The following is a 16,854-nucleotide window of genomic DNA, read 5'->3' on the forward strand; positions in this document are numbered from 1 at the left end:
CGGAGGGCCCGGGGGCACGGAAACGGACGGACGACGGACGGAAGGCGGCATGCCGGTGGAGGTCACCTGGTGGGGTCACGCGACCTGCACGGTCGAGGACTCCGGGGTCCGCTTCCTCACCGATCCGCTGTTCGCGCGGCGGCTCGCCCACCTGCGGCGCCGCCGCGGCGCCCCGCCGCCGCCCGAGGCCGCGGCCGCCGAGGCGGTGCTCGTCTCGCACCTGCACTCCGACCACCTCCACCTGCCGTCCCTCGCGCGGCTCGCGCCCGGGACGCGGCTCCTGGTGCCGCGCGGAGCCCCCGCCGCCGTGCCGGGGCTGCGCCGCCTGGAGCGCTCCGGGCTGCGGCTCACCGAGATGGAGGCGGGCGACGAGGTGGCGGTGGAGGGCGTGACGGTACGGGCCGTCCCCGCGCGCCACGACGGGCGGCGGCTGCCCGTGGGGCCGCACCGGGCGCCCGCGCTCGGATACGTGGTCGAGGGCGCGGCGCGGACGTACTTCGCCGGGGACACCGGCCTCTTCGACGGCATGGCGGAGGCGGTGGGCCCGGTGGACGTGGCGCTGCTCCCGGTCGGCGGCTGGGGGCCGTACCTGGGTCCCGGCCACCTGGACGCGGGCCGGGCCGCCGAGGCGCTCGCGGAGCTGTCGCCGGCGGCGGCGGTGCCGGTGCACTACGGCACGTACTGGCCGATCGGGCTCGACGGGGTCCGGCCGCACGAGTTCCACTCCCCCGGGGACGAGTTCGTCCGGCACGCGGCGCGCCTGGCGCCGAAGGTGGCGGTGCACCTGCTCGGGCACGGCGAGCGGGTGCGGCCGGAGGTCGCCCGGTGATCGACGGGATCGCCCGGTTCGTCACGGCGGTGCGCGAGCTGCCGCCGGAGTCCACGCAGCAGGCGGTCGGCTACCCCTCGCTGTTCCTGCTCGTGGCGCTCGGCGCGCTGGTGCCGGTGGTGCCGACGGGGGCGATCGTCAGCTCGGCGGCGGTGGTGGCGTTCCACCAGACCTCGCCGCTGTCGCTGCTCTTCGTCTTCCTGGTGGCGGCGTTCGCCGCGTGCCTCGGGGACACGGCGCTGTACTGGCTGGGGCGACGCGGGGTGCACTCCGACAAGGGCTCGCGGTGGCTGGCCGCCCTGGAGCGCCGGGTCACGCCGGAGCGGCTCGCGCACGCGCGGGAGCGGCTCGACACCCACCAGGTGTCGGTGCTCGTCCTGTCCCGGCTGGTGCCGGCGGGCCGGATCCCGGTGATGCTGGCGTGCCTGCTCGCGGAGATGCCGCTGCGCCGCTTCGTCCGGGGGGACGTGGCGGCCTGTCTGGCGTGGGCGGCGACGTACCAACTGATCGGGATCCTGGGCGGTTCGCTCTTCCCGGAGCCGTGGCAGGGGGTCGTGGCGGCGGTGGTCCTGACGGTGCTCGTCAGCGCGGTCCCGGGGCTGTGGCGGCGGGTGCGCGGGACGCGGCCCGGAGCCCCGGCGGCGGGGGCGGCCGGCGACCCGGGCCCCGGCCCCGGCACGGGGTTTCCCGACGGGCCCGGCGGGTCACGGCACGAGCACCCGTGAGCCGCCGACCGGCAGGTCCCACAGGTCCTCGCGGGCGAGTCCGGCCCGCTGCCAGGCGGCTCTGACCCGGGTGAGCGGTTCGAGGACGGGCTCGGAGGAGAGGACGAAGGTGGCCCAGTGCATGGGCGCCATCCGCCGGGCCCCCAGGTCGCGATGGGCCTGGACGGCCTCCTCGGGGTCGGTGTGGACGTCGCGGAGCCACCAGCGCGGGTCGTAGGCGCCGATCGGGAGCAGCGCCAGGTCGATGCCGGGGTACCGGCGGCCGATCTCGGCGAACCAGTGGCCGTATCCGGTGTCCCCGGCGAAGTACACGCGGTGTCCGGAGCGGTCGGTGAGCACCCAGCCGCCCCACAGGGAGCGGCAGGTGTCCAGGAGGGTGCGCTTGGACCAGTGGTGGGCGGGGACGAAGTCGAAGCGCACGCCGTCGAGTTCGGCCGCCTCCCACCAGTCGAGCTCGGTGACCCGGCTGAAGCGGCGGCGGGTGAACCAGCGGCCGAGGCCGGCCGGGACGAAGACGGGGGTGTCCCGGGGCAGCCGCTTCAGGGTGGGGGCGTCGAGGTGGTCGAAGTGGTTGTGGCTGATGACGACGGCGTCGACGGGCGGCAGGTCCTCCCAGCGGACGCCGACAGGGGTGATCCGGGCGGGGGTGCCGAGGATGCGGCGGGACCAGACCGGGTCGGTGAGGACGGTGAGGCCGCCGATCCGCACCACCCAACTGGCGTGCCCGGCCCAGGTGACGGCGAGGGTGTCGGGTCCGGCGGGCGGCGGCGGGCCGGGTTCGAACGGCAGCAGGGGGATGTCGCGGAGGCCCTCGGGGCGGGGCCGTACGGCGCCCTCGCGGGCGAAGCGGGCCATGGAACGGACGCCGGGGAGGGGCGCGGTGAGCCGGTCGACGAAGGTGCGGGGCCAGTCGTGGCGCAGTCGGCCGACGGGCTGGAGGGGACGTGCGGGGGCTGCGGCACGGTCGGTCTCGTACGGGGCGGCTGCCGTCCGTTCGGTCATCTGCGGGCTCCGTTCCGCTCGGCGCTTCATGGCGGGCTCGTGGGACGTCGGCGCGCCGCCGGGGTCACCGGAGTTCCTCCAGCGCCGCGCCGAAGTCCGCGAGGGCCCGGGCCACCCGGGGGAGTTCCCGGGGGTCCTCGGCCCCGAGGGCCTCGGTCCGCTCCTCCCCCGAGGCCCCCAGGAACATGCGCGTGCCGAAGCGGACCCGCAGGGCGCCGAGTTCGTCGCCGAAGCGGTGGCCGCCGGCCGCCGGGACGCCGAGCCGTTCGGTGAGGAGGTTCTCCAGTTCCAGGGAGTCGGTGACGCCCCGGGCGGCGAGGCCGGCCCGCAGCGGTCCGAGGTCGGCGTAGAGGTGGCGGCCGGCCTGCGGGGGCAGGGAGAGCGCTCCGGCGGCGAGGACCGCGTGGTGGGCGGCCCGGGCGAGGCGCCCGTGGACGGCGGCGGCGCGCCGGGCCGGCGCGGTGACGTCCTCGGGTTCGTCGAGGGCGTGGGCGAGGGCGGGGGCCAGGGGGCCGGGGACGACGGAGCCGAGGGCGGTGAGGACGTCGAGGACGCGGGCGCGGGGGTCGGTCCAGCGGTCGGCGCGGGAGGGGTCGGTGGGCGGGAAGCGGGCGACGGCGCAGGGCCAGGCGGCGGGGGTGAGCGCGCCGCCGAGGTCGCTGAGGACGGTGACGTCGTCGGGGCACATCTCGGCGGGGCTGACGAGGACGGTGTCGTGCGGGTCGTGGCGGGTGTCGCGCCAGGTCTCGTCGCTGACGACGTGGAGGCCCTCGGCGACGGCGGCCTCGCAGGCCTCGCGGACGAGTTCGGGCGGGGCGACGGTGCCGGTGGGGTCGTCGGCGACGGAGAGGAGCAGGACGCGGGGGTGGCCGCCCTCGGCGCGGATCCGCCGGACGGTCTCCAGGAGGGCGTACGGGTCGGGGACGCCGCCGCACTCGGCGGGGGTGGGCACGTGGTAGGCGGGGCGGCCGAGGAGCCGGGCCTGCGGGGCCCACCAGGCGGGGCAGGGTCGGGGCAGCAGGAGGTCGCCGCCGTGGGCGGCCATCAGGGCCAGGAGGAGGGCGGGGGCGCCTGGGGCGGCCACCACGTCCTCGGGGTGGGTGCGCAGGCCCCGGCGCCACCAGTGGCCGGCGGCTGCCTCGCGCAGGACGGGGCCGCCGCCGGGCGGCTCGGGGTCGGTGCGTCCGGCGGCGGTGGAGAGGAGGCCGGCGAGCACGGGCGGGACGGGCAGGCCGGTGTCGGGGGCGGGGGGACCGTAGCGCACCGGACCGCGCCCTTCCGGAGCCTTCTGCGGCATGTCCCGTACCTCCTGAGCGCACGGGGGTACCGGGCACGGCACCCTCGTGCCCTTTATACGGAGGTTCGGACGGTTCCGCCGCTTCTGGGGTCGCTCCGGGGGACGGCGCGGGGCGGGGCCGGACGTCGGACCGGGGCGGCTCAGGCGACGGTGACGGGGTGGCGCACGACCGCGTTGAAGAGATAGCCCTGGGTGTTGTGGACGGCCCGCTCGGGCTGGACGTCGCCGGCGGCGTCGGTGGTGCGGGAGAGCAGGGTGACCGGGCCGCCGCGGTGCGGACGCCACGGGGCGCTCCAGCGGACCCAGCCGTCGCGCCGGGGCGCGTCGTGGAGCTGGGCCGGGCGCCAGCGGGCGCCGCCGTCGGTGGAGACCTCCACCTTCCGCACGGGGGCGAGGGCGGACCAGGCGCGGCCGGTCAGCCGGTGGACGCGGCCGGCCTCCAGGGTGGCGCCGAAGGGGAGCTGATAGCCGGACTTGAGGGTCTGGCGGCCGAGCGGGGCGCTGCCGCCCTCGGGGTGGGCGTCGCCGAAGAGCCGGTACCAGTCGGTGGACCAGGGCGAGGTCAGGGGGCGGGCGGAGACCTCGATGTCGCCGAGCCACTTGATGGAGGCGATGCCGATCCAGGAGGGCACGACGAGCCGGACCGGGTGCCCGTGGTCGTACGGGAGGGGCTCGCCGTTCATCTCGTACGCGAGGATCACGTCGTCCAGGGCCTTGGCGATCGGCAGGGGGCGGCGCACCCGGCCGTGGTCGACGCCGCCGGAGACATACGGGTCGTCGAGGCCGCGCGGCTGGACGGCGACGGCGTCGCGGGCGATCCCGGCGCGCCGGAGCACGTCGGCGAGGCGGACGCCGCGCCAGCGGGCGGCCCCGACGGCGCCCAGGGTCCAGGCGGTGCCGGTGACGGCCTCGCCCTGCTGGCTCGTGTAGAAGCTGCGGCCGTTGCCGGCGCACTCGATGAGGGCCGTCCGGGTGACGGACGGCAGGTCGCGCAGTTGCCCGTAGGTGAAGTGGACGGGCCGGCGGCCGTGGAGGCCGTCGCCCCAGAGCGTCAGGCGCCAGTCGCGGGCGTCGAGGACCGGGGTGGAGGTGTGGTTGCGGACGAAGAAGCGGTCGGCGGGGGTGAGGTGCCCGGTGTCCGCGAAGGCGTCGAACCGGGCCTCGGCGTTGGTGCCCCGGACGGTGAAGTGCTCGGCGGGGAGGGCCTTGACGATCCCGGGCGCGGTGGGGCCCGCGGTCGCCGCCCGCGCGGGGGCCGCGGCGGCGAGCCCGCCGAGGGCGGAGACCGCCGGGCTCGCGGCGAGCAGCTTCAGGAGGGAGCGTCGGACGGGCACGGGCGAGTACGGCACGGGTCTCCTCGGCGGAAGGAAGGGGGGAACGGCCGAACGGGCGGCGCGCCGATCCTAGGGGCGCGGGGCGCGTTCGAACGGCCCGTTCACAGGCCTGTCACAGAGGCTCCGAGGAGCCTGGCAGACGTGAGCGCGACCTCCGGCGGGGGCCGGAAAATGCGAGGTCGCCCGGTGGGGGCCGGGCGCAGAATGCACGGCATGCCGATACGTGAAGCGCTTCCCGGGGACGCGGCCGCCCTCGCCGCCGTGCACGTGCTGTCCTGGCGGGCCGCCTACCGCGGGCTCCTCCCCCGCCCGTACCTGGAGGGCCTGGACGTGCAGGAGCGCGCCGCCGCCTGGCGCGCCCGTCTCACGGCCCCGGACCGGCCCACCGTGCTGCTCGCGACGGGCGGGGAGGGGGACGTCGGGGGCGGGGACGGGCGGCTGGTCGCCTTCTCCTGCTTCCGTCCCTGGCCGGGCGAGGGGTTCGACCCCGCGCCCACCGCCGAGTTGGCGGCGCTGTACGCCCTGCCGGAGGTCTGGGGCACGGGGGTCGGCCGGGCGCTCCTGTCCGCGGCCGCCGGGGCGCTCGTGGCGGCCGGTTTCCGCTCGGCGGCACTGTGGGTGTTCGCGGGGAACGGGCGGGCCCGGCGGTTCTACGAGGCGGCGGGCCGGCGACCGGACGGCGGGGCCGTCCAGGAGGAGACGGGCGGCGTCCTCCTGGAGGAACTCCGTTGTCGACGGGACCTGTTGGAGTGAGAAAGTGTCCACATCCCAAGACGTCTATCTCATCATTCGGCCGAGGCGCATACGGTGGGAGCATCCGCCCACACCGAGGGAGCCGGTTCCATGACGCACGCCTCCACACCGCCCGCGGCCCACGAGACCGCCGTCTACACCCACGGCCACCACGAGTCGGTCCTGCGCTCGCACAACTGGCGGACCGCCGCCAACTCCGCGGCCTACCTGCTGCCCGAGCTGCGGGCGGGACTGGACGTCCTGGACGTGGGCTGCGGGCCCGGCACCATCACCGCCGACCTGGCCGCGCTGGTCGCCCCGGGCCGCGTGACCGGGGTCGATGCCGCCGAGGACGTCCTGGCGAAGGCCCGCGCCGTCGCGGACGGACGCGGCCTGGAGAACGTCCGGTTCGCCGTGGCCGACGTGCACGCCCTGGACTTCCCCGACGACTCCTTCGACGTCGTCCACGCCCACCAGGTGCTCCAGCACGTCGGGGACCCGGTCCGGGCGCTGCGCGAGATGCGGCGGGTGTGCCGCCCCGGCGGGATCGTCGCGGCCCGGGACAGCGACTACGGGGCCTTCGCCTGGTTCCCCGAAGTGCCCGCCCTGGACGGGTGGCTGGAGCTGTACCACCGGGTAGCGCGCGCCAACGGCGGCGAGCCGGACGCGGGACGGCGCCTGTACTCCTGGGCCCGGCGGGCCGGCTTCACGGACGTCACGACGACCGCCGGGACCTGGTGCTTCGCCACCCCCGAGGAGCGGGCCTGGTGGAGCGGCCTGTGGGCGGACCGCACGACCGCCTCCGGCTACGCGGACCTGGCCGTCTCGGGCGGCCACGCGACCGCCGGGGAGCTGGCGGCGATCGCGGAGGCCTGGCGGGAGTGGGGCGGGCGGGAGGACGCCTGGTTCATGGTCCCGCACGGAGAGGTCCTGTGCCGGGTGTCCTGACGGCCGTCCGGGTGGCGGGGCCCCTCGCGGGGCGCCCCGCCCCCGTCCCGGGTCACGGGTTCGGGCGCATCCGGAACTCGTAGGCGTCCGGCAGGGGTTCGTCGGTGGTCCGCGCCCAGAGCTCGCCGAGCGTCTCGGCGCCCTCGCCCAGGTCCGGCACCTCGAAGCCCTCGTCGAAGACGGCGCGGGCCGCGTCCGGGCGGCCCTCCGCGAGGAGGATCCGCACCTCCAGGAGCCGGAACGCGCCCCTCCCCCGTATCCCGTCGGGAAGGCGGGCCCAGAGCTGCCGGGCCCGGTCGGTCCGGCCGGCGGCGAGCAGCGCCGTCACGGCCTCGCGGCCGAGGGCGGCGGTCGTCTCCTCTCCCCCGTCGGAACCCGTGTGACCCGCGTGGTCGGCGAAGGCCTCGGCGAACCGCTCGGCGGCCCGCTCCGGGTGCCCGTCCTCGCGGTCGGCCACGGCCAGGCAGTACAGCAGCGGCCAGGAGGCCCCGGCCCCGCGCAGTCCCCGCTCCCAGCTCCGTACCGCCTGGGCGCGGTCCCCGGCGTGCCACTGGGCGATGCCGAGGTGGTACTCGGTGGAGGGGTCCGCCGGGGCGGTCTCCAGCATGTCCCGCCAGGGGGCGGAGACGAGCGGCGCGCCGGGCCCGGCGCCCTTCGGCGGGGGCGGCAGGACGCCGGTGCGCAGGAGTTCGCGCCACGGCTCCTGCTCCGGGCCGATCGCCGACTCGGGGAAGGGCGTGCCGGGCAGCTCGTACCCGCCGCGCAGGACTTCGAGGGCGCCCCAGCTGGAGCCGGTCGCGAGGACGGTCTCCGGCGCGGCGTCGGCGGCGTGCTCCCGCCAGGCGGTGTACGCGGCGTCGACGGCGGCCCGGGGCAGGGCGTCCTCCAGGGCGCGTTCGGCGTCCGCGCGGGCCGCCTCCCCGTCGTCGCCGCGCACGGCGGCGGGGTCGGCGGCGAGCGGGCCGTACGCCTCCAGCCAGGCGAACTCCTCCCCGCCCGCGAGCTCCAGGTGCTCCAGTTGGGTGCGGGCGAGCCCGGCCTGCATCTCGGCGTAGCCGGGGGCGCCGGGTCCGGTCAGCCACTCCTGCCAGCGGCGGCCGCCGCGCCCGGTGCCCCAGACGAAGAGCTTCCGGCCGCGCAGGGCGTCGGTGGAGGTCTGGACGAGCCCGGTCCCGTCCGCGCCGAGGGCGGCGATCCAGCGCCGCCGCCCCTCCGGGAGGTCGTAGAACCAGTCGGCGGCGTGGGTGCTGTTCAGGGGGTACGAGCGGTCGGTGCCGGTGTCGTCGACGGGTACGGGCACGCGGTTCAGGCCGCGCTCGTAGCCGTGGTGCCAGGCCGCGTCGGCGGGCGCGAGGATCCGCCGGTCCTCGGGGACGGCGGTGTTGGACCACCAGTAGACGGGGGCGGGGCGCTCGTGGGGGTTGCGGATCCGGACGCCGACGCGGAGGAAGTCGGAGCCCTCCGGGAGCCACAGGTCGACCTGGAACGGCAGGTCGCGCAGCCGCTCCCACTCCCAGAGGCGGAGCATCGGACCGCCGTCGGGCGCGCGGACGGTCGCCGCGTGGAGGGGCGAGCAGGAGAGGGCGGTGTGGCCGGTGGCGCCGGTGTTCCACTCGACGCCGCCGGCGAACCAGGCCCCGTTGAGCGCGAAGGCGGCGGGCTGGAGGACGGGGTTGCGGTGGACGAGTTCGCGGCCGGTGGGCTTGTGGTGGAGGGAGTGGATCCGGCCGCCGAGGCCGGGGAGGACGGTCACCCGGAGCCGGTCGTTCTCGATCACGAGCGTGTCGAGGTCCGTGGGGACCCGGTCGCGGCCGTAGCCGTCGCGCACGGGGACGGGCAGGAGGCTGCGCAGCGGCGCCCGGCCGATGCCCCGGGCCATGTCGCGCGGGAGTCCGGCGAGGGTCCGCTCGTCGACGGCGTGCGCCCCGGCGCGGGCGGGGGCGCGCAGGGCGGGGAGGGGGTTGTCGGGTCCCAACGGGGCCGCGGGCAGCGTCAGTACGGCACGTCGTACGGTCGTCATCGCCCCATGGAACACGCCGGGGCCCGTCCTCACCAGGGGTTCTCGGCGTCAGGGTTCGGCAAAGGGGACGGGTGGGACGGCCCGGCGGGGCGGCCCCGCGGGACGACCGGTGGCGCGGTCGGATATTCCGGGCGGCGCGGGCGCCCGTCGTCGTACGGTGACGGGTCGGCGCGCCGCCGTGGCGCGCCGGGAGCAGCGGTACCAGGGGCACAGGGAGTACGAGGAATGGGCACGCAGCACACCTACCGGGTCATCGTGCGCGGCACGTTCGACGGTCTGTCGGAGGAGGGCCGGTCCCGGCTGCTCGCCGAGGTGGACGACCACGGCCTGACGGCGATGCAGTTCACGGAGGAGGGTTCGCTGGCCTACGACCGGACGCTGAAGCACTTCTCGTACCGCCTGGTCGTCGTCTCCGACGCCGAGGACGGCGAGGAGATGGCGGGCGCGCTCGCGGAGGACCGTGTGGAGACGGCGCTCGGGGAGCTGGGGCACGGGTACAAGGGGCTGCGCTCGACCGTGACGGACCTCGACACGATGAAGATCAACCGCAAGCGCTGAGGCCGTCGCGCGTCACGCCGCGGGTTCCGGGGCGGTCGCGGGTTCCGGGGCCGCCGCGGGTGCCGTGATCGCCCAGCGCTCGTGGTCCCGCCAGGCCCCGTCGATGAACAGCATCGCGGGCGAGAACCCCTCCAGGCGGAAGCCGGCGCGGCGGACGAGGGCGCGGGAGGCCGCGTTGCCGGGCTGGATGTTCGCCTCCAGGCGGTGCAGGTCGAGGGGCCCGAAGGCGTGCTCCAGGACCAGGCCCAGGGCCTCGGTGAACAGACCCCGCCCGGCGGCGTGCGCGAAGGCGCCGTAGCCGAGGGCCCCGCTGCGGAAGGCGCCCCGGACGATGTTGTTGATGTTGACGAACCCGGCGATCCGGCCGCCCTCCGCGCGCTCGCACACCAGGAACCCGGTGCGCGCCGGGTCGCCGAGGAGCGTCCCGGCGTAGGCGGCGTACGCCTCGGGCGTGCACGGCGGGAACAGCCACGGCCGGTGCAGCTCCCGGCTCTCGCGGGCCCGCGCGGTGAACTCGCCGGCGTCACCCTGCGAGAAGGGCCGCAGGCCCACGCGGGGGCCGAGGGCGAGATAGGGGGCGGGATCCCTGGAGGACGTACCCGGGACGGAGGGGTGCGGACCTGGGGCGTCGGACATGCGGCCAGGTTACGCGGGACGGCCGTACGGAATCGGTCGGCGGCGGGCCGTACGGGCGTGGGGGGCGGCATCGGACCGTACGGCGTGGGGGGGCGGCATCGGACCGTACGGTGTGGGGCCGGTCGGCGGGGGGCCGTACGGTGTGGGGCCGGTCGGCGGCGGGCCGTACGGTGTGGGGCCGGTCGGCGGCGGGCCGTACGCGCCTCGGGACCGGGCAGCGGTGAACCGTACGGCCTCCGGCCACCAGTCCCGGTCCCGGGACCCGTCAGCGACGGGCCGTGCGGACGCGGGGCGGGCAGGTCTCGCCCCTGCGGACGACCCCGAGCATGACGGTGGTCCGCCGGTCGAGGTCCGTGCCGGCCGCCGGGTACTGGGTGCAGACCTGCCAGCGCGAGGGCCAGAGCACCCGCCGGTCCCGCCCGCTCACGTCGTGGACGTCGAGCCGGGTCCGGCGGTCGAGCCGGGTGAAGACCCGCCACAGCCCCAAGCCCAGGAAGTCCGGCACGGTCCGTTTCTCCGTGTCGTCCCCGGTTCCCAGCCCGGACCCGCGCCCGGCTCCGCCCCCGGTCCCGGCCTCGGAGGTCTCCTCCGCCGAGGTCACAGCGACGGCCGCGAGCGCGAGGAGCGCGCCCGCGCCGACGACGGCGGCCCGCCTCACTTCCGCCTCCGGGCGGGCACGGAGACCCCACCGGACCGGGACGCCACCCGCTCCCTCTCCTGGGAATCCTTGGAGCTCATCGCTTCGGGGCCTCTCCTCGTCGTACCGCCGTGCCGTCCGTACCGTCCGTACCGTCCGTACCGTCGCGCCGTCGCGCCGTCCGTCCAGAATGGGGGGATCGGGGGCCCGCCGTGACGGCGTGGAGAGCCGTACGGGTGACTTGTCAGACAGCGTGACCCGACTACGGTGGTGCCGGGACGAGGCCGACAACGAGAAGCCGACAGCGAGAAGAGGAGGGGCCGTGGCGGTCAGCGGACAGCGGCGGCGGCCGGTCGTGGCGCTCTACGAGCGGATCGCGGACGCCGTCCACGACGGCACCTATCCGCCGGGTTCCACCCTCCCCTCCGAGCCGAAGCTCGCCGCCGAGCTGGGCGTGAGCCGGCCCGCCCTGCGCGAGGCGCTGCTGCTGCTCCAGGAGGACGGCGTCCTCACCGTGCGGCGCGGGGTCGGCCGGACCGTGAACGACCGCCCGCCCCGGCGCGGCTTCGAGCAGGTCCAGCCGCTGGAGGAGCTGATCGGCGGGGGCGCCCCGCTCCGCGTGCGGGCGCTCCTGCGGACGGTCGAGGAGCCGACCGACTTCACCACCCAGCACCTGCTCGCCCCGGCCCGTGCCGAGCTGCGGTTCTGGGAGTCCGTGCTCTCCGGGGAGGGCGCTGCGGCGGCCCTGAGCCACGAGTGGGCCGCGCCCGACGGCCTCCTCGACCGGGTGCACCCCGACTTCGCGCGGGCCCTGCGGGAGACGGACGGCGACGGACGCCCCGCCGTCTCCATGCTCTCGGTCCTGGTCGGGGCCTCGCGCGAGACGGCCCTGAGCGCGCACAGCGGCATCACGGCGACGCTGCTCGGGCGGCGGCGCGGGGACCAGCTCGGACGCCCCGCCGACACCCCGGCCGTCCTGGTCACCCAGGTCGTGCGGGTCGGCGAGGTCCCGGTCCTGGCCGCCAAGCACATGCTGCCGACGGGCGCCCCCGCGCTGCCGGTGCTGCACTCCCACTGAGCGCCCCGGCTCCGGGCCCCGCCGCACCTCCTGTCGGAGGCGCCACAGCGCGCCCCCGCTCCGTCGCGTACACTTCCCCGCCATGCACTTGTCTGACAACCTCACCGCGCCCACCGCCGCCTCCGTCTCCGACTGGATCCGGCGGGCCCCCAAGGCCGTCCTCCACGACCACCTCGACGGCGGGCTGCGCCCCGCGACCATCGTCGAGCTGGCGCGCGAGTGCGGATACACCGCGCTGCCGACCGAGGACCCGGCCGAGCTCGCGGTCTGGTTCCGGGACGCCGCCGACTCCGGCTCGCTGGAGCGGTACCTGGAGACCTTCGCCCACACCTGCGCGGTGATGCAGACCCGCGAGGCGCTCGTGCGCATCGCGGCCGAGTGCGCCGAGGACCTCGCGGCGGACGGCGTCGTCTACGCCGAGGTCCGCTACGCCCCCGAGCAGCACCTGGAGGGCGGCCTCACCCTCGACGAGGTCGTCGAGGCGGTCAACGACGGCTTCCGCGAGGGCGAGCGCCGTTCCGGCGGCCGCATCACCGTCCGCACCCTGCTCACCGGCATGCGCCACACGGACCGCTCCCTGGAGATCGCGCGGCTCACGGTCGCGCACCGGGACAACGGCGTGGCGGGCTTCGACATCGCGGGCGGCGAGATCGGCAACCCGCCGGCCCGCCACCTCCCCGCCTTCCAGCACCTGAAGCGGGAGAACTGCCACTTCACCATCCACGCGGGCGAGGCCGTCGGCGCGGAGTCGATCCACGAGGCCGTGCAGGTCTGCGGCACCGAGCGGATCGGCCACGGCGTGCGGATCACGGACGACATAGCCGAGGACGGCACGCTCGGCCGGCTCGCCTCGTACGTCCGGGACAACCGGATCGCCCTGGAGGTCTGCCCGACCTCCAACCTGCAGACGGGCGCGGCGAAGGACTACGCCACGCACCCGATCGACGAGCTGCGCCGCCTGGGCTTCCGGATCACGCTCAACACGGACAACCGCCTGGTCTCAGGCACCACCATGAGCGAGGAGTTCCAGCACATGGCGGACGCCTTCGGCTACGGCCCGGAGGTCTTCGAGGAGTTCACGGTCGCCGCCCTGGAGGCCGCGTTCCTGCCGCTGCCGGAGCGGCGGCGGCTGATCGACGAGGTCGTGCGCCCGGGGTACGCGGCGCTCTGAGACGCGCCCGGAGGGGCGGGCCGGCGCGGTCGCGCCCGGTCCCGCCCCTCCGGTCCTGCTCCGTGGACCGGGCTACTTCGCGAAGCCGTAGTCCAGCAGCTTCTTGACGTCGGCCGTCCGGTTCGCCTCGGACGAGGAGGCCAGCACCGTGCCGATGACCGTCTTGCCGTTGCGGGTGGCCGCGAAGACGAGGCAGTACTTGGCCTCCGGGCCCGAACCGGTCTTCACGCCGATCGCGCCGCTGTAGGTGCTCAGGAGCTTGTTGGTGTTGGTCCACGTCATGTACCGGTAGCCACCGGTCTTCGTGGTCACCTTCTGCTGCGTGGACTTCGTCGCGACGACGGCGCGGAACGTGGAGTTCTTCATCGCGCTGCTCGCGAGCTTGGTCAGGTCGCGCGGGGTCGAGTAGTTCTGCCCGTTGCCTATGCCGTCGAACGAGTCGAAGCGGGTGTTCTTCAGGCCGAGGTTCTTGGCCTCGGTGTTCATCTTGCCGATGAACGACTTGACCCGGGCCGCGCGGGTGGTGCCGGTGCCGAACTTGTCGGCGAGGGCGTAGGCGGCGTCGCAGCCCGACGGCAGCATGAGGCCGTAGAGGAGCTGGCGGACGGTCACCTTGTCGCCGACGATGAGCCGGGCCGAGGAGGCGTTCTTGGCGACGATGTAGTCGCTGTACGCCTTGTCGATCGTGACCTTGGCGTCGAGGTTGAGGCCCTTCTGGGCGAGCACGACCTTCGCGGTCATGATCTTCGTGGTGGAACCGGTCGACCGGCGGGTGTCCGCGGTCTTCCCGTACAGCGTCGCGCCCGTCCCGTTGTTCATGACGAAGCCGCCCTGGGCGGTGATCGTCGGGACGGCCGGCGCGGCGTACGCCTGGCCGGCGAAGAGGCCGCCGGCCAGGACGGCCGAGGCCGTGAACGCGACGGTCACGGCGCTGCGCACCCCGAGTGTGGGAGTCTTCAAAGTCTTCTGCCCTTGGATCGATGCCTTCCGGGTCCGCACGGACCCGGCGCACACAAGACGCACGGAAGGGCCTCGGGGATGTACGGCCGGGCCCGTGACCTTCCTCGCATTCCGGCGCCGCCCCCACGGGCCGGGGAGGCGGCGCCGGGGCGCCCGGGGTCAGGCGCGGCAGCGCAGCATCGTCAGCGGCGGGTTGGCGTCGTGGTCGGCCCAGAACTCCTCGCCGTACGCCTCCACTCCGGCCTCGGAGATCTCCAGGGGGACCCAGGTGATCCCGTCGAACCCGGCCGCCCGCAGGCTCTCCTCCAGGACCTCGCGGCGGGGCGGGTTCACCTCGAACGAGATCGGCGGGTCGAGGAGCGCGGTGAGCCTCTCGCGCGGCCCGATCCCGGTCTCCTCACCGAGCGATTCGCACAGGAAGCCGTACTTGGCCAGGGAGGGCCCGCCGAAGCGGAAGTCCGGGTTCTGGGTGAAGACGAAGAACTCGGCCCCGGCCACGAGGCTGCGGTGGACGTTCTGGCACATCCGCTCGATGGTGGCGACGGCGTCGGCGTAGTTGAAGAGCTGGACCGCGACCGCGAGGTCGAAGGGCTCGTCGAAGGTACGCAGCTCCGCGACGTCGCCGACCTCGTAGCGCACGCCCAGGGGTTCGGCGTCCTCCAGGGCCCGGGCCGCGCCGACCATGGCTCCGGAGATGTCGACGCCGAGGACGTCGGACGCGCCCCGGCGCTTGAACTCCCGGCTGTAGAAGCCGGTTCCGGAGGCCAGGTCGAGGACGGACCGGCCCTTCACGTCCCCGACGAGGGCGAGGAAGGAGGGCACCTCCCCGTAGCGCGCGAGGGGGAGGCCCTTGAACCCCTCGAACGCCTCGCCGATCCCGTCGTACAACTGACCGCTCATCGTGCCGTTCCCCTCGTCCTGGCGTCGACCTTCGGGCAGGCCGCGGCCCCTGCCGGGCAGTCTCTCCCCGGCCGTCCGGGGGGTCGTACTGGCGGAAACCACGAAGATGACGAAGGCGCTTCGTCGTCACGACGAACATGCGGACGGCACGGGCGACTTGGGGGAAGTCCTCAGCCCACCCTCCCCCGCACCAGGGGCAGGGAGAGCGTGCCCGTCGACCCGGGGGCGCTGACGACGGTCACCGGCTTGATCCCGCGGTTGCCGGAGTACGCCGTGTCGCTCGCCGCGATCACGAACTCCAGTCGGTGACCGGTCTCGTAGCGGTGGACGATGCCCGGCAGTTCGACCGTGAACGGGCGGGTGACGTCCGGTACGCGGACCGGCGCGACGAGCCGGTTGACCAGGGTCTTCGTGCCGTCGGGCGCGACGTCGTAGAGCTTGGCGAAGAGGACGAGCTTGTCGGCGGCGTCGCCGGAGTCCTGGACCCGCTCGGTCGCCGGGGAGACGACCCTCAGGGTGGCCTTCGGGGCGCCGACCAGGTCGACGGGGGCGGTCAGTGGCGCGCTGGTCCAGCCGAGGTGGGTGCCGGGGGTGTCGTACGGCCGGGGGTCGGGCAGTCCGATCACGCCGGCGAGCGAGGACTCCGAGTGGCTCGTCGGGACGAGCCAGTTGGTGTACGTGCGGGAGCCCCGGGCCACCTTCGCGCGGTCGTCGACGAGCTTGCCGTTCCCGGAGAGGTACAGCTCCTGGCTGAGGGCCGGGACCTCGTCGGCGGTGCCGTAGCCGTCCTCGCCTTCGCGGTACCAGGCGAAGGCGGGGCCGGTGTCCGCGGCCGCGTCCTTCCGCAGGTACCGGTCGAACCAGGCGAGGATCCGCTGTCCGACGTAGCTCCCCTCCGGGTTCCCGAGGTCGAGTTCGCCCGGTTTCTGCCCTCCGCTGTGGCCCCAGGACTGCCAGATCATGCGGGTGTCGACGCCCCGCTCGCGGAGCCGGTCGTAGGTGGCCCGCGCCTCGTTGAGGTTGAAGAGGGTGTCGGACTGGCCCTGGACGATCAGAGTGGGCGCCGTGACCCGGTCGAGGTAGGAGACCGGGGAGACGCTGCGGGCGTAGGCGAGCATCTTCGCGGTCGCGGCCCCGGGCAGGCGGCCGGAGTTGAGGAGCCGTACGGTCTCGCAGGCGTCGGTGGTGAAGTGCAGGCAGCCGAGCGCGTTGATCCGGCTGGGGTCGAGGGAGGGGACGAGCAGCGGCTGTCCTTCGCCCATGAGGTAGAAGCCGTTCGCCCACTGCCACTTGAAGACGCCGGGGGTGGCGCGGTCGGCGGCGTTGGGGGAGAGCGAGTACGCCAGGTCGTTCCAGGTGATGAGGGGGACGAGGGCGTCGAGGCGCGGGTCGACGGAGGCGGTGGCGAGCTGCACGGCGCCGCCGTACGAGCCGCCGACCATGCCCACGCGCGGGTCGTCCGCGCCGTCCCGGGTGACGAAGTCGACGCGGGTGCCGTCGTCGGCGGCCCGGGTGCCCGCGAGGAAGTCGACGAGCCGGGAGGCGGCCCGGCCGTCGGTCTCCGGGTCGTCCAGGGAGATCAGGCAGCCGGTCTTCCCGAAGCCGAGGCCCGAGTAGACGAGGCCGACGTAGCCGCGCTCGGCGAAGGCCCTGCCGATGGCGTCGGTGGAGCCGTCGCTCTTGCTCCCGCCGAAGCCGTTGGTGGCGAGGACGGCGGGCGCGGGGTGCTCGGCGTCCACGCCGGCCGGCCGGTAGAGGTCGGCGTCGACCGCGCACCTCCGGCCGCCCGCCTCGACGGTGAACTTCAGCGGGGTGACGGTGTACGTGCCGACCTCCCCGGCGGGGGCGGCCCCGGCCGGGGCCGCGAGGGCGAGGGGCGCGGCCAGCGCGGCCGCAGCGGCCGCGAGGGCGAGGAGCTTGCGGGGCCGGGGCACGGCACGGGACACAGGGACCTCCACGCTGAGGACGACACCGGGCGACCCACGGGTACGTACCGACTGGTCAGTACCAGGGCAGCGCGCCCATCG

16 protein-coding genes are annotated in these 16,854 nt (G+C 75.5%); 7 read left to right on the plus strand and 9 right to left on the minus strand.

Going from position 1 to position 16,854, the window contains the following annotated elements; translation table 11 throughout:
- The first annotated feature begins 49 nt into the window (after positions 1-49).
- Together ACFYNX_RS25240 and ACFYNX_RS25245 are read left to right on the plus strand one after the other, a co-directional pair.
- The gene (locus ACFYNX_RS25240; RefSeq protein WP_388664327.1) at positions 50-829 is read left to right on the plus strand and encodes an MBL fold metallo-hydrolase; all 780 of its coding nucleotides are present in this window, start codon (positions 50-52) and stop codon (positions 827-829) included.
- Positions 826-1,554, plus strand: coding sequence for a VTT domain-containing protein (locus ACFYNX_RS25245; RefSeq protein ID WP_365540371.1), 729 nt, complete (start codon positions 826-828; stop codon positions 1,552-1,554). Before ACFYNX_RS25240 ends, ACFYNX_RS25245 begins: the two co-directional genes overlap by 4 nt.
- On the opposite strand, the gene ACFYNX_RS25250 is transcribed toward ACFYNX_RS25245, so the two are convergent.
- The 3 genes from ACFYNX_RS25250 to ACFYNX_RS25260 all read right to left on the minus strand — a co-directional run bounded on the left by ACFYNX_RS25250 (position 1,534) and on the right by ACFYNX_RS25260 (position 5,202).
- A complete protein-coding gene (locus ACFYNX_RS25250; protein WP_388664329.1) occupies positions 1,534-2,556 on the minus strand; it encodes an MBL fold metallo-hydrolase in 1,023 nt (340 codons plus the stop codon). The two genes, ACFYNX_RS25245 and ACFYNX_RS25250, sit on opposite strands and share 21 nt — an antisense overlap.
- Before the next feature lie 64 nt (positions 2,557-2,620).
- Positions 2,621-3,853: an aminotransferase class I/II-fold pyridoxal phosphate-dependent enzyme gene (locus ACFYNX_RS25255; RefSeq protein WP_388664331.1), complete on the minus strand. Its 1,233-nt coding sequence runs from the start codon at positions 3,851-3,853 to the stop codon at positions 2,621-2,623.
- 140 nt (positions 3,854-3,993) lie between these two features.
- Entirely contained in the window at positions 3,994-5,202 is a 1,209-nt protein-coding gene (locus ACFYNX_RS25260) for a sulfite oxidase (RefSeq protein ID WP_388664333.1), read from the minus strand.
- A 198-nt stretch (positions 5,203-5,400) separates the two neighbouring features.
- Here ACFYNX_RS25260 and ACFYNX_RS25265 point away from each other — a divergent pair, with 198 nt between their 5' ends.
- Positions 5,401-5,940, plus strand: coding sequence for a GNAT family N-acetyltransferase (locus ACFYNX_RS25265; protein ID WP_388664335.1), 540 nt, complete (start codon positions 5,401-5,403; stop codon positions 5,938-5,940).
- A 90-nt stretch (positions 5,941-6,030) separates the two neighbouring features.
- Positions 6,031-6,867, plus strand: a complete 837-nt coding sequence (locus ACFYNX_RS25270) for a class I SAM-dependent methyltransferase (RefSeq protein WP_365540376.1) — start codon at positions 6,031-6,033, stop codon at positions 6,865-6,867.
- A 52-nt stretch (positions 6,868-6,919) separates the two neighbouring features.
- On the opposite strand, the gene ACFYNX_RS25275 is transcribed toward ACFYNX_RS25270, so the two are convergent.
- Entirely contained in the window at positions 6,920-8,887 is a 1,968-nt protein-coding gene (locus ACFYNX_RS25275; protein WP_388664338.1) for a DUF5107 domain-containing protein, read from the minus strand.
- A 225-nt stretch (positions 8,888-9,112) separates the two neighbouring features.
- On the opposite strand from ACFYNX_RS25275, the gene ACFYNX_RS25280 reads away from it, so the two are divergent.
- Positions 9,113-9,445, plus strand: coding sequence for a DUF6204 family protein (locus ACFYNX_RS25280; RefSeq protein WP_365540378.1), 333 nt, complete (start codon positions 9,113-9,115; stop codon positions 9,443-9,445).
- Between the two features lie 12 nt (positions 9,446-9,457).
- Here the strand turns inward: ACFYNX_RS25280 and ACFYNX_RS25285 are convergent, their stop codons facing one another.
- Together ACFYNX_RS25285 and ACFYNX_RS25290 are read right to left on the minus strand one after the other, a co-directional pair.
- On the minus strand, positions 9,458-10,081 hold the full coding sequence (locus ACFYNX_RS25285; protein WP_388664340.1) for a GNAT family N-acetyltransferase: 624 nt from the start codon (positions 10,079-10,081) through the stop codon (positions 9,458-9,460).
- Between the two features lie 265 nt (positions 10,082-10,346).
- Positions 10,347-10,739, minus strand: coding sequence for a hypothetical protein (locus ACFYNX_RS25290; RefSeq protein ID WP_365540380.1), 393 nt, complete (start codon positions 10,737-10,739; stop codon positions 10,347-10,349).
- Positions 10,740-11,040: 301 nt separating this feature from the next.
- Between ACFYNX_RS25290 and ACFYNX_RS25295 the strand changes: the two genes are divergently transcribed.
- Together ACFYNX_RS25295 and ACFYNX_RS25300 are read left to right on the plus strand one after the other, a co-directional pair.
- Positions 11,041-11,796: a GntR family transcriptional regulator gene (locus ACFYNX_RS25295; protein ID WP_365540381.1), complete on the plus strand. Its 756-nt coding sequence runs from the start codon at positions 11,041-11,043 to the stop codon at positions 11,794-11,796.
- An 82-nt stretch (positions 11,797-11,878) separates the two neighbouring features.
- The gene (locus tag ACFYNX_RS25300; RefSeq protein ID WP_388664343.1) at positions 11,879-12,967 is read left to right on the plus strand and encodes an adenosine deaminase; all 1,089 of its coding nucleotides are present in this window, start codon (positions 11,879-11,881) and stop codon (positions 12,965-12,967) included.
- 72 nt (positions 12,968-13,039) lie between these two features.
- On the opposite strand, the gene ACFYNX_RS25305 is transcribed toward ACFYNX_RS25300, so the two are convergent.
- The 3 genes from ACFYNX_RS25305 to ACFYNX_RS25315 form a co-directional block, all read right to left on the minus strand.
- A complete protein-coding gene (locus ACFYNX_RS25305; RefSeq protein ID WP_125664102.1) occupies positions 13,040-13,906 on the minus strand; it encodes a D-alanyl-D-alanine carboxypeptidase family protein in 867 nt (288 codons plus the stop codon).
- 180 nt (positions 13,907-14,086) lie between these two features.
- The gene (locus ACFYNX_RS25310) at positions 14,087-14,827 is read right to left on the minus strand and encodes a class I SAM-dependent methyltransferase (protein ID WP_388664345.1); all 741 of its coding nucleotides are present in this window, start codon (positions 14,825-14,827) and stop codon (positions 14,087-14,089) included.
- Between the two features lie 170 nt (positions 14,828-14,997).
- Positions 14,998-16,773 (minus strand): CocE/NonD family hydrolase, encoded by a 1,776-nt coding sequence (locus tag ACFYNX_RS25315; protein ID WP_388664347.1) that lies wholly within the window; start codon positions 16,771-16,773, stop codon positions 14,998-15,000.
- Positions 16,774-16,854: the final 81 nt, after the last annotated feature.

Origin of the sequence: Streptomyces sp. NPDC007872 (genome assembly GCF_042868165.1) — a bacterium.
Classification (GTDB): domain Bacteria; phylum Actinomycetota; class Actinomycetes; order Streptomycetales; family Streptomycetaceae; genus Streptomyces.

What these genes read in the sequence shown, in the direction of transcription:
- ACFYNX_RS25240 (WP_388664327.1), top strand. Translation starts at nt 50, where the DNA reads ATGCCGGTGGAGGTCACCTGGTGGGGTCACGCGACCTGCACGGTCGAG.
- ACFYNX_RS25250 (WP_388664329.1), bottom strand. Translation starts at nt 2,556, where the DNA reads ATGACCGAACGGACGGCAGCCGCCCCGTACGAGACCGACCGTGCCGCA.
- ACFYNX_RS25255 (WP_388664331.1), bottom strand. Translation starts at nt 3,853, where the DNA reads ATGCCGCAGAAGGCTCCGGAAGGGCGCGGTCCGGTGCGCTACGGTCCC.
- ACFYNX_RS25265 (WP_388664335.1), top strand. Translation starts at nt 5,401, where the DNA reads ATGCCGATACGTGAAGCGCTTCCCGGGGACGCGGCCGCCCTCGCCGCC.
- ACFYNX_RS25270 (WP_365540376.1), top strand. Translation starts at nt 6,031, where the DNA reads ATGACGCACGCCTCCACACCGCCCGCGGCCCACGAGACCGCCGTCTAC.
- ACFYNX_RS25275 (WP_388664338.1), bottom strand. Translation starts at nt 8,887, where the DNA reads ATGACGACCGTACGACGTGCCGTACTGACGCTGCCCGCGGCCCCGTTG.
- ACFYNX_RS25280 (WP_365540378.1), top strand. Translation starts at nt 9,113, where the DNA reads ATGGGCACGCAGCACACCTACCGGGTCATCGTGCGCGGCACGTTCGAC.
- ACFYNX_RS25285 (WP_388664340.1), bottom strand. Translation starts at nt 10,081, where the DNA reads ATGTCCGACGCCCCAGGTCCGCACCCCTCCGTCCCGGGTACGTCCTCC.
- ACFYNX_RS25300 (WP_388664343.1), top strand. Translation starts at nt 11,879, where the DNA reads ATGCACTTGTCTGACAACCTCACCGCGCCCACCGCCGCCTCCGTCTCC.
- ACFYNX_RS25310 (WP_388664345.1), bottom strand. Translation starts at nt 14,827, where the DNA reads ATGAGCGGTCAGTTGTACGACGGGATCGGCGAGGCGTTCGAGGGGTTC.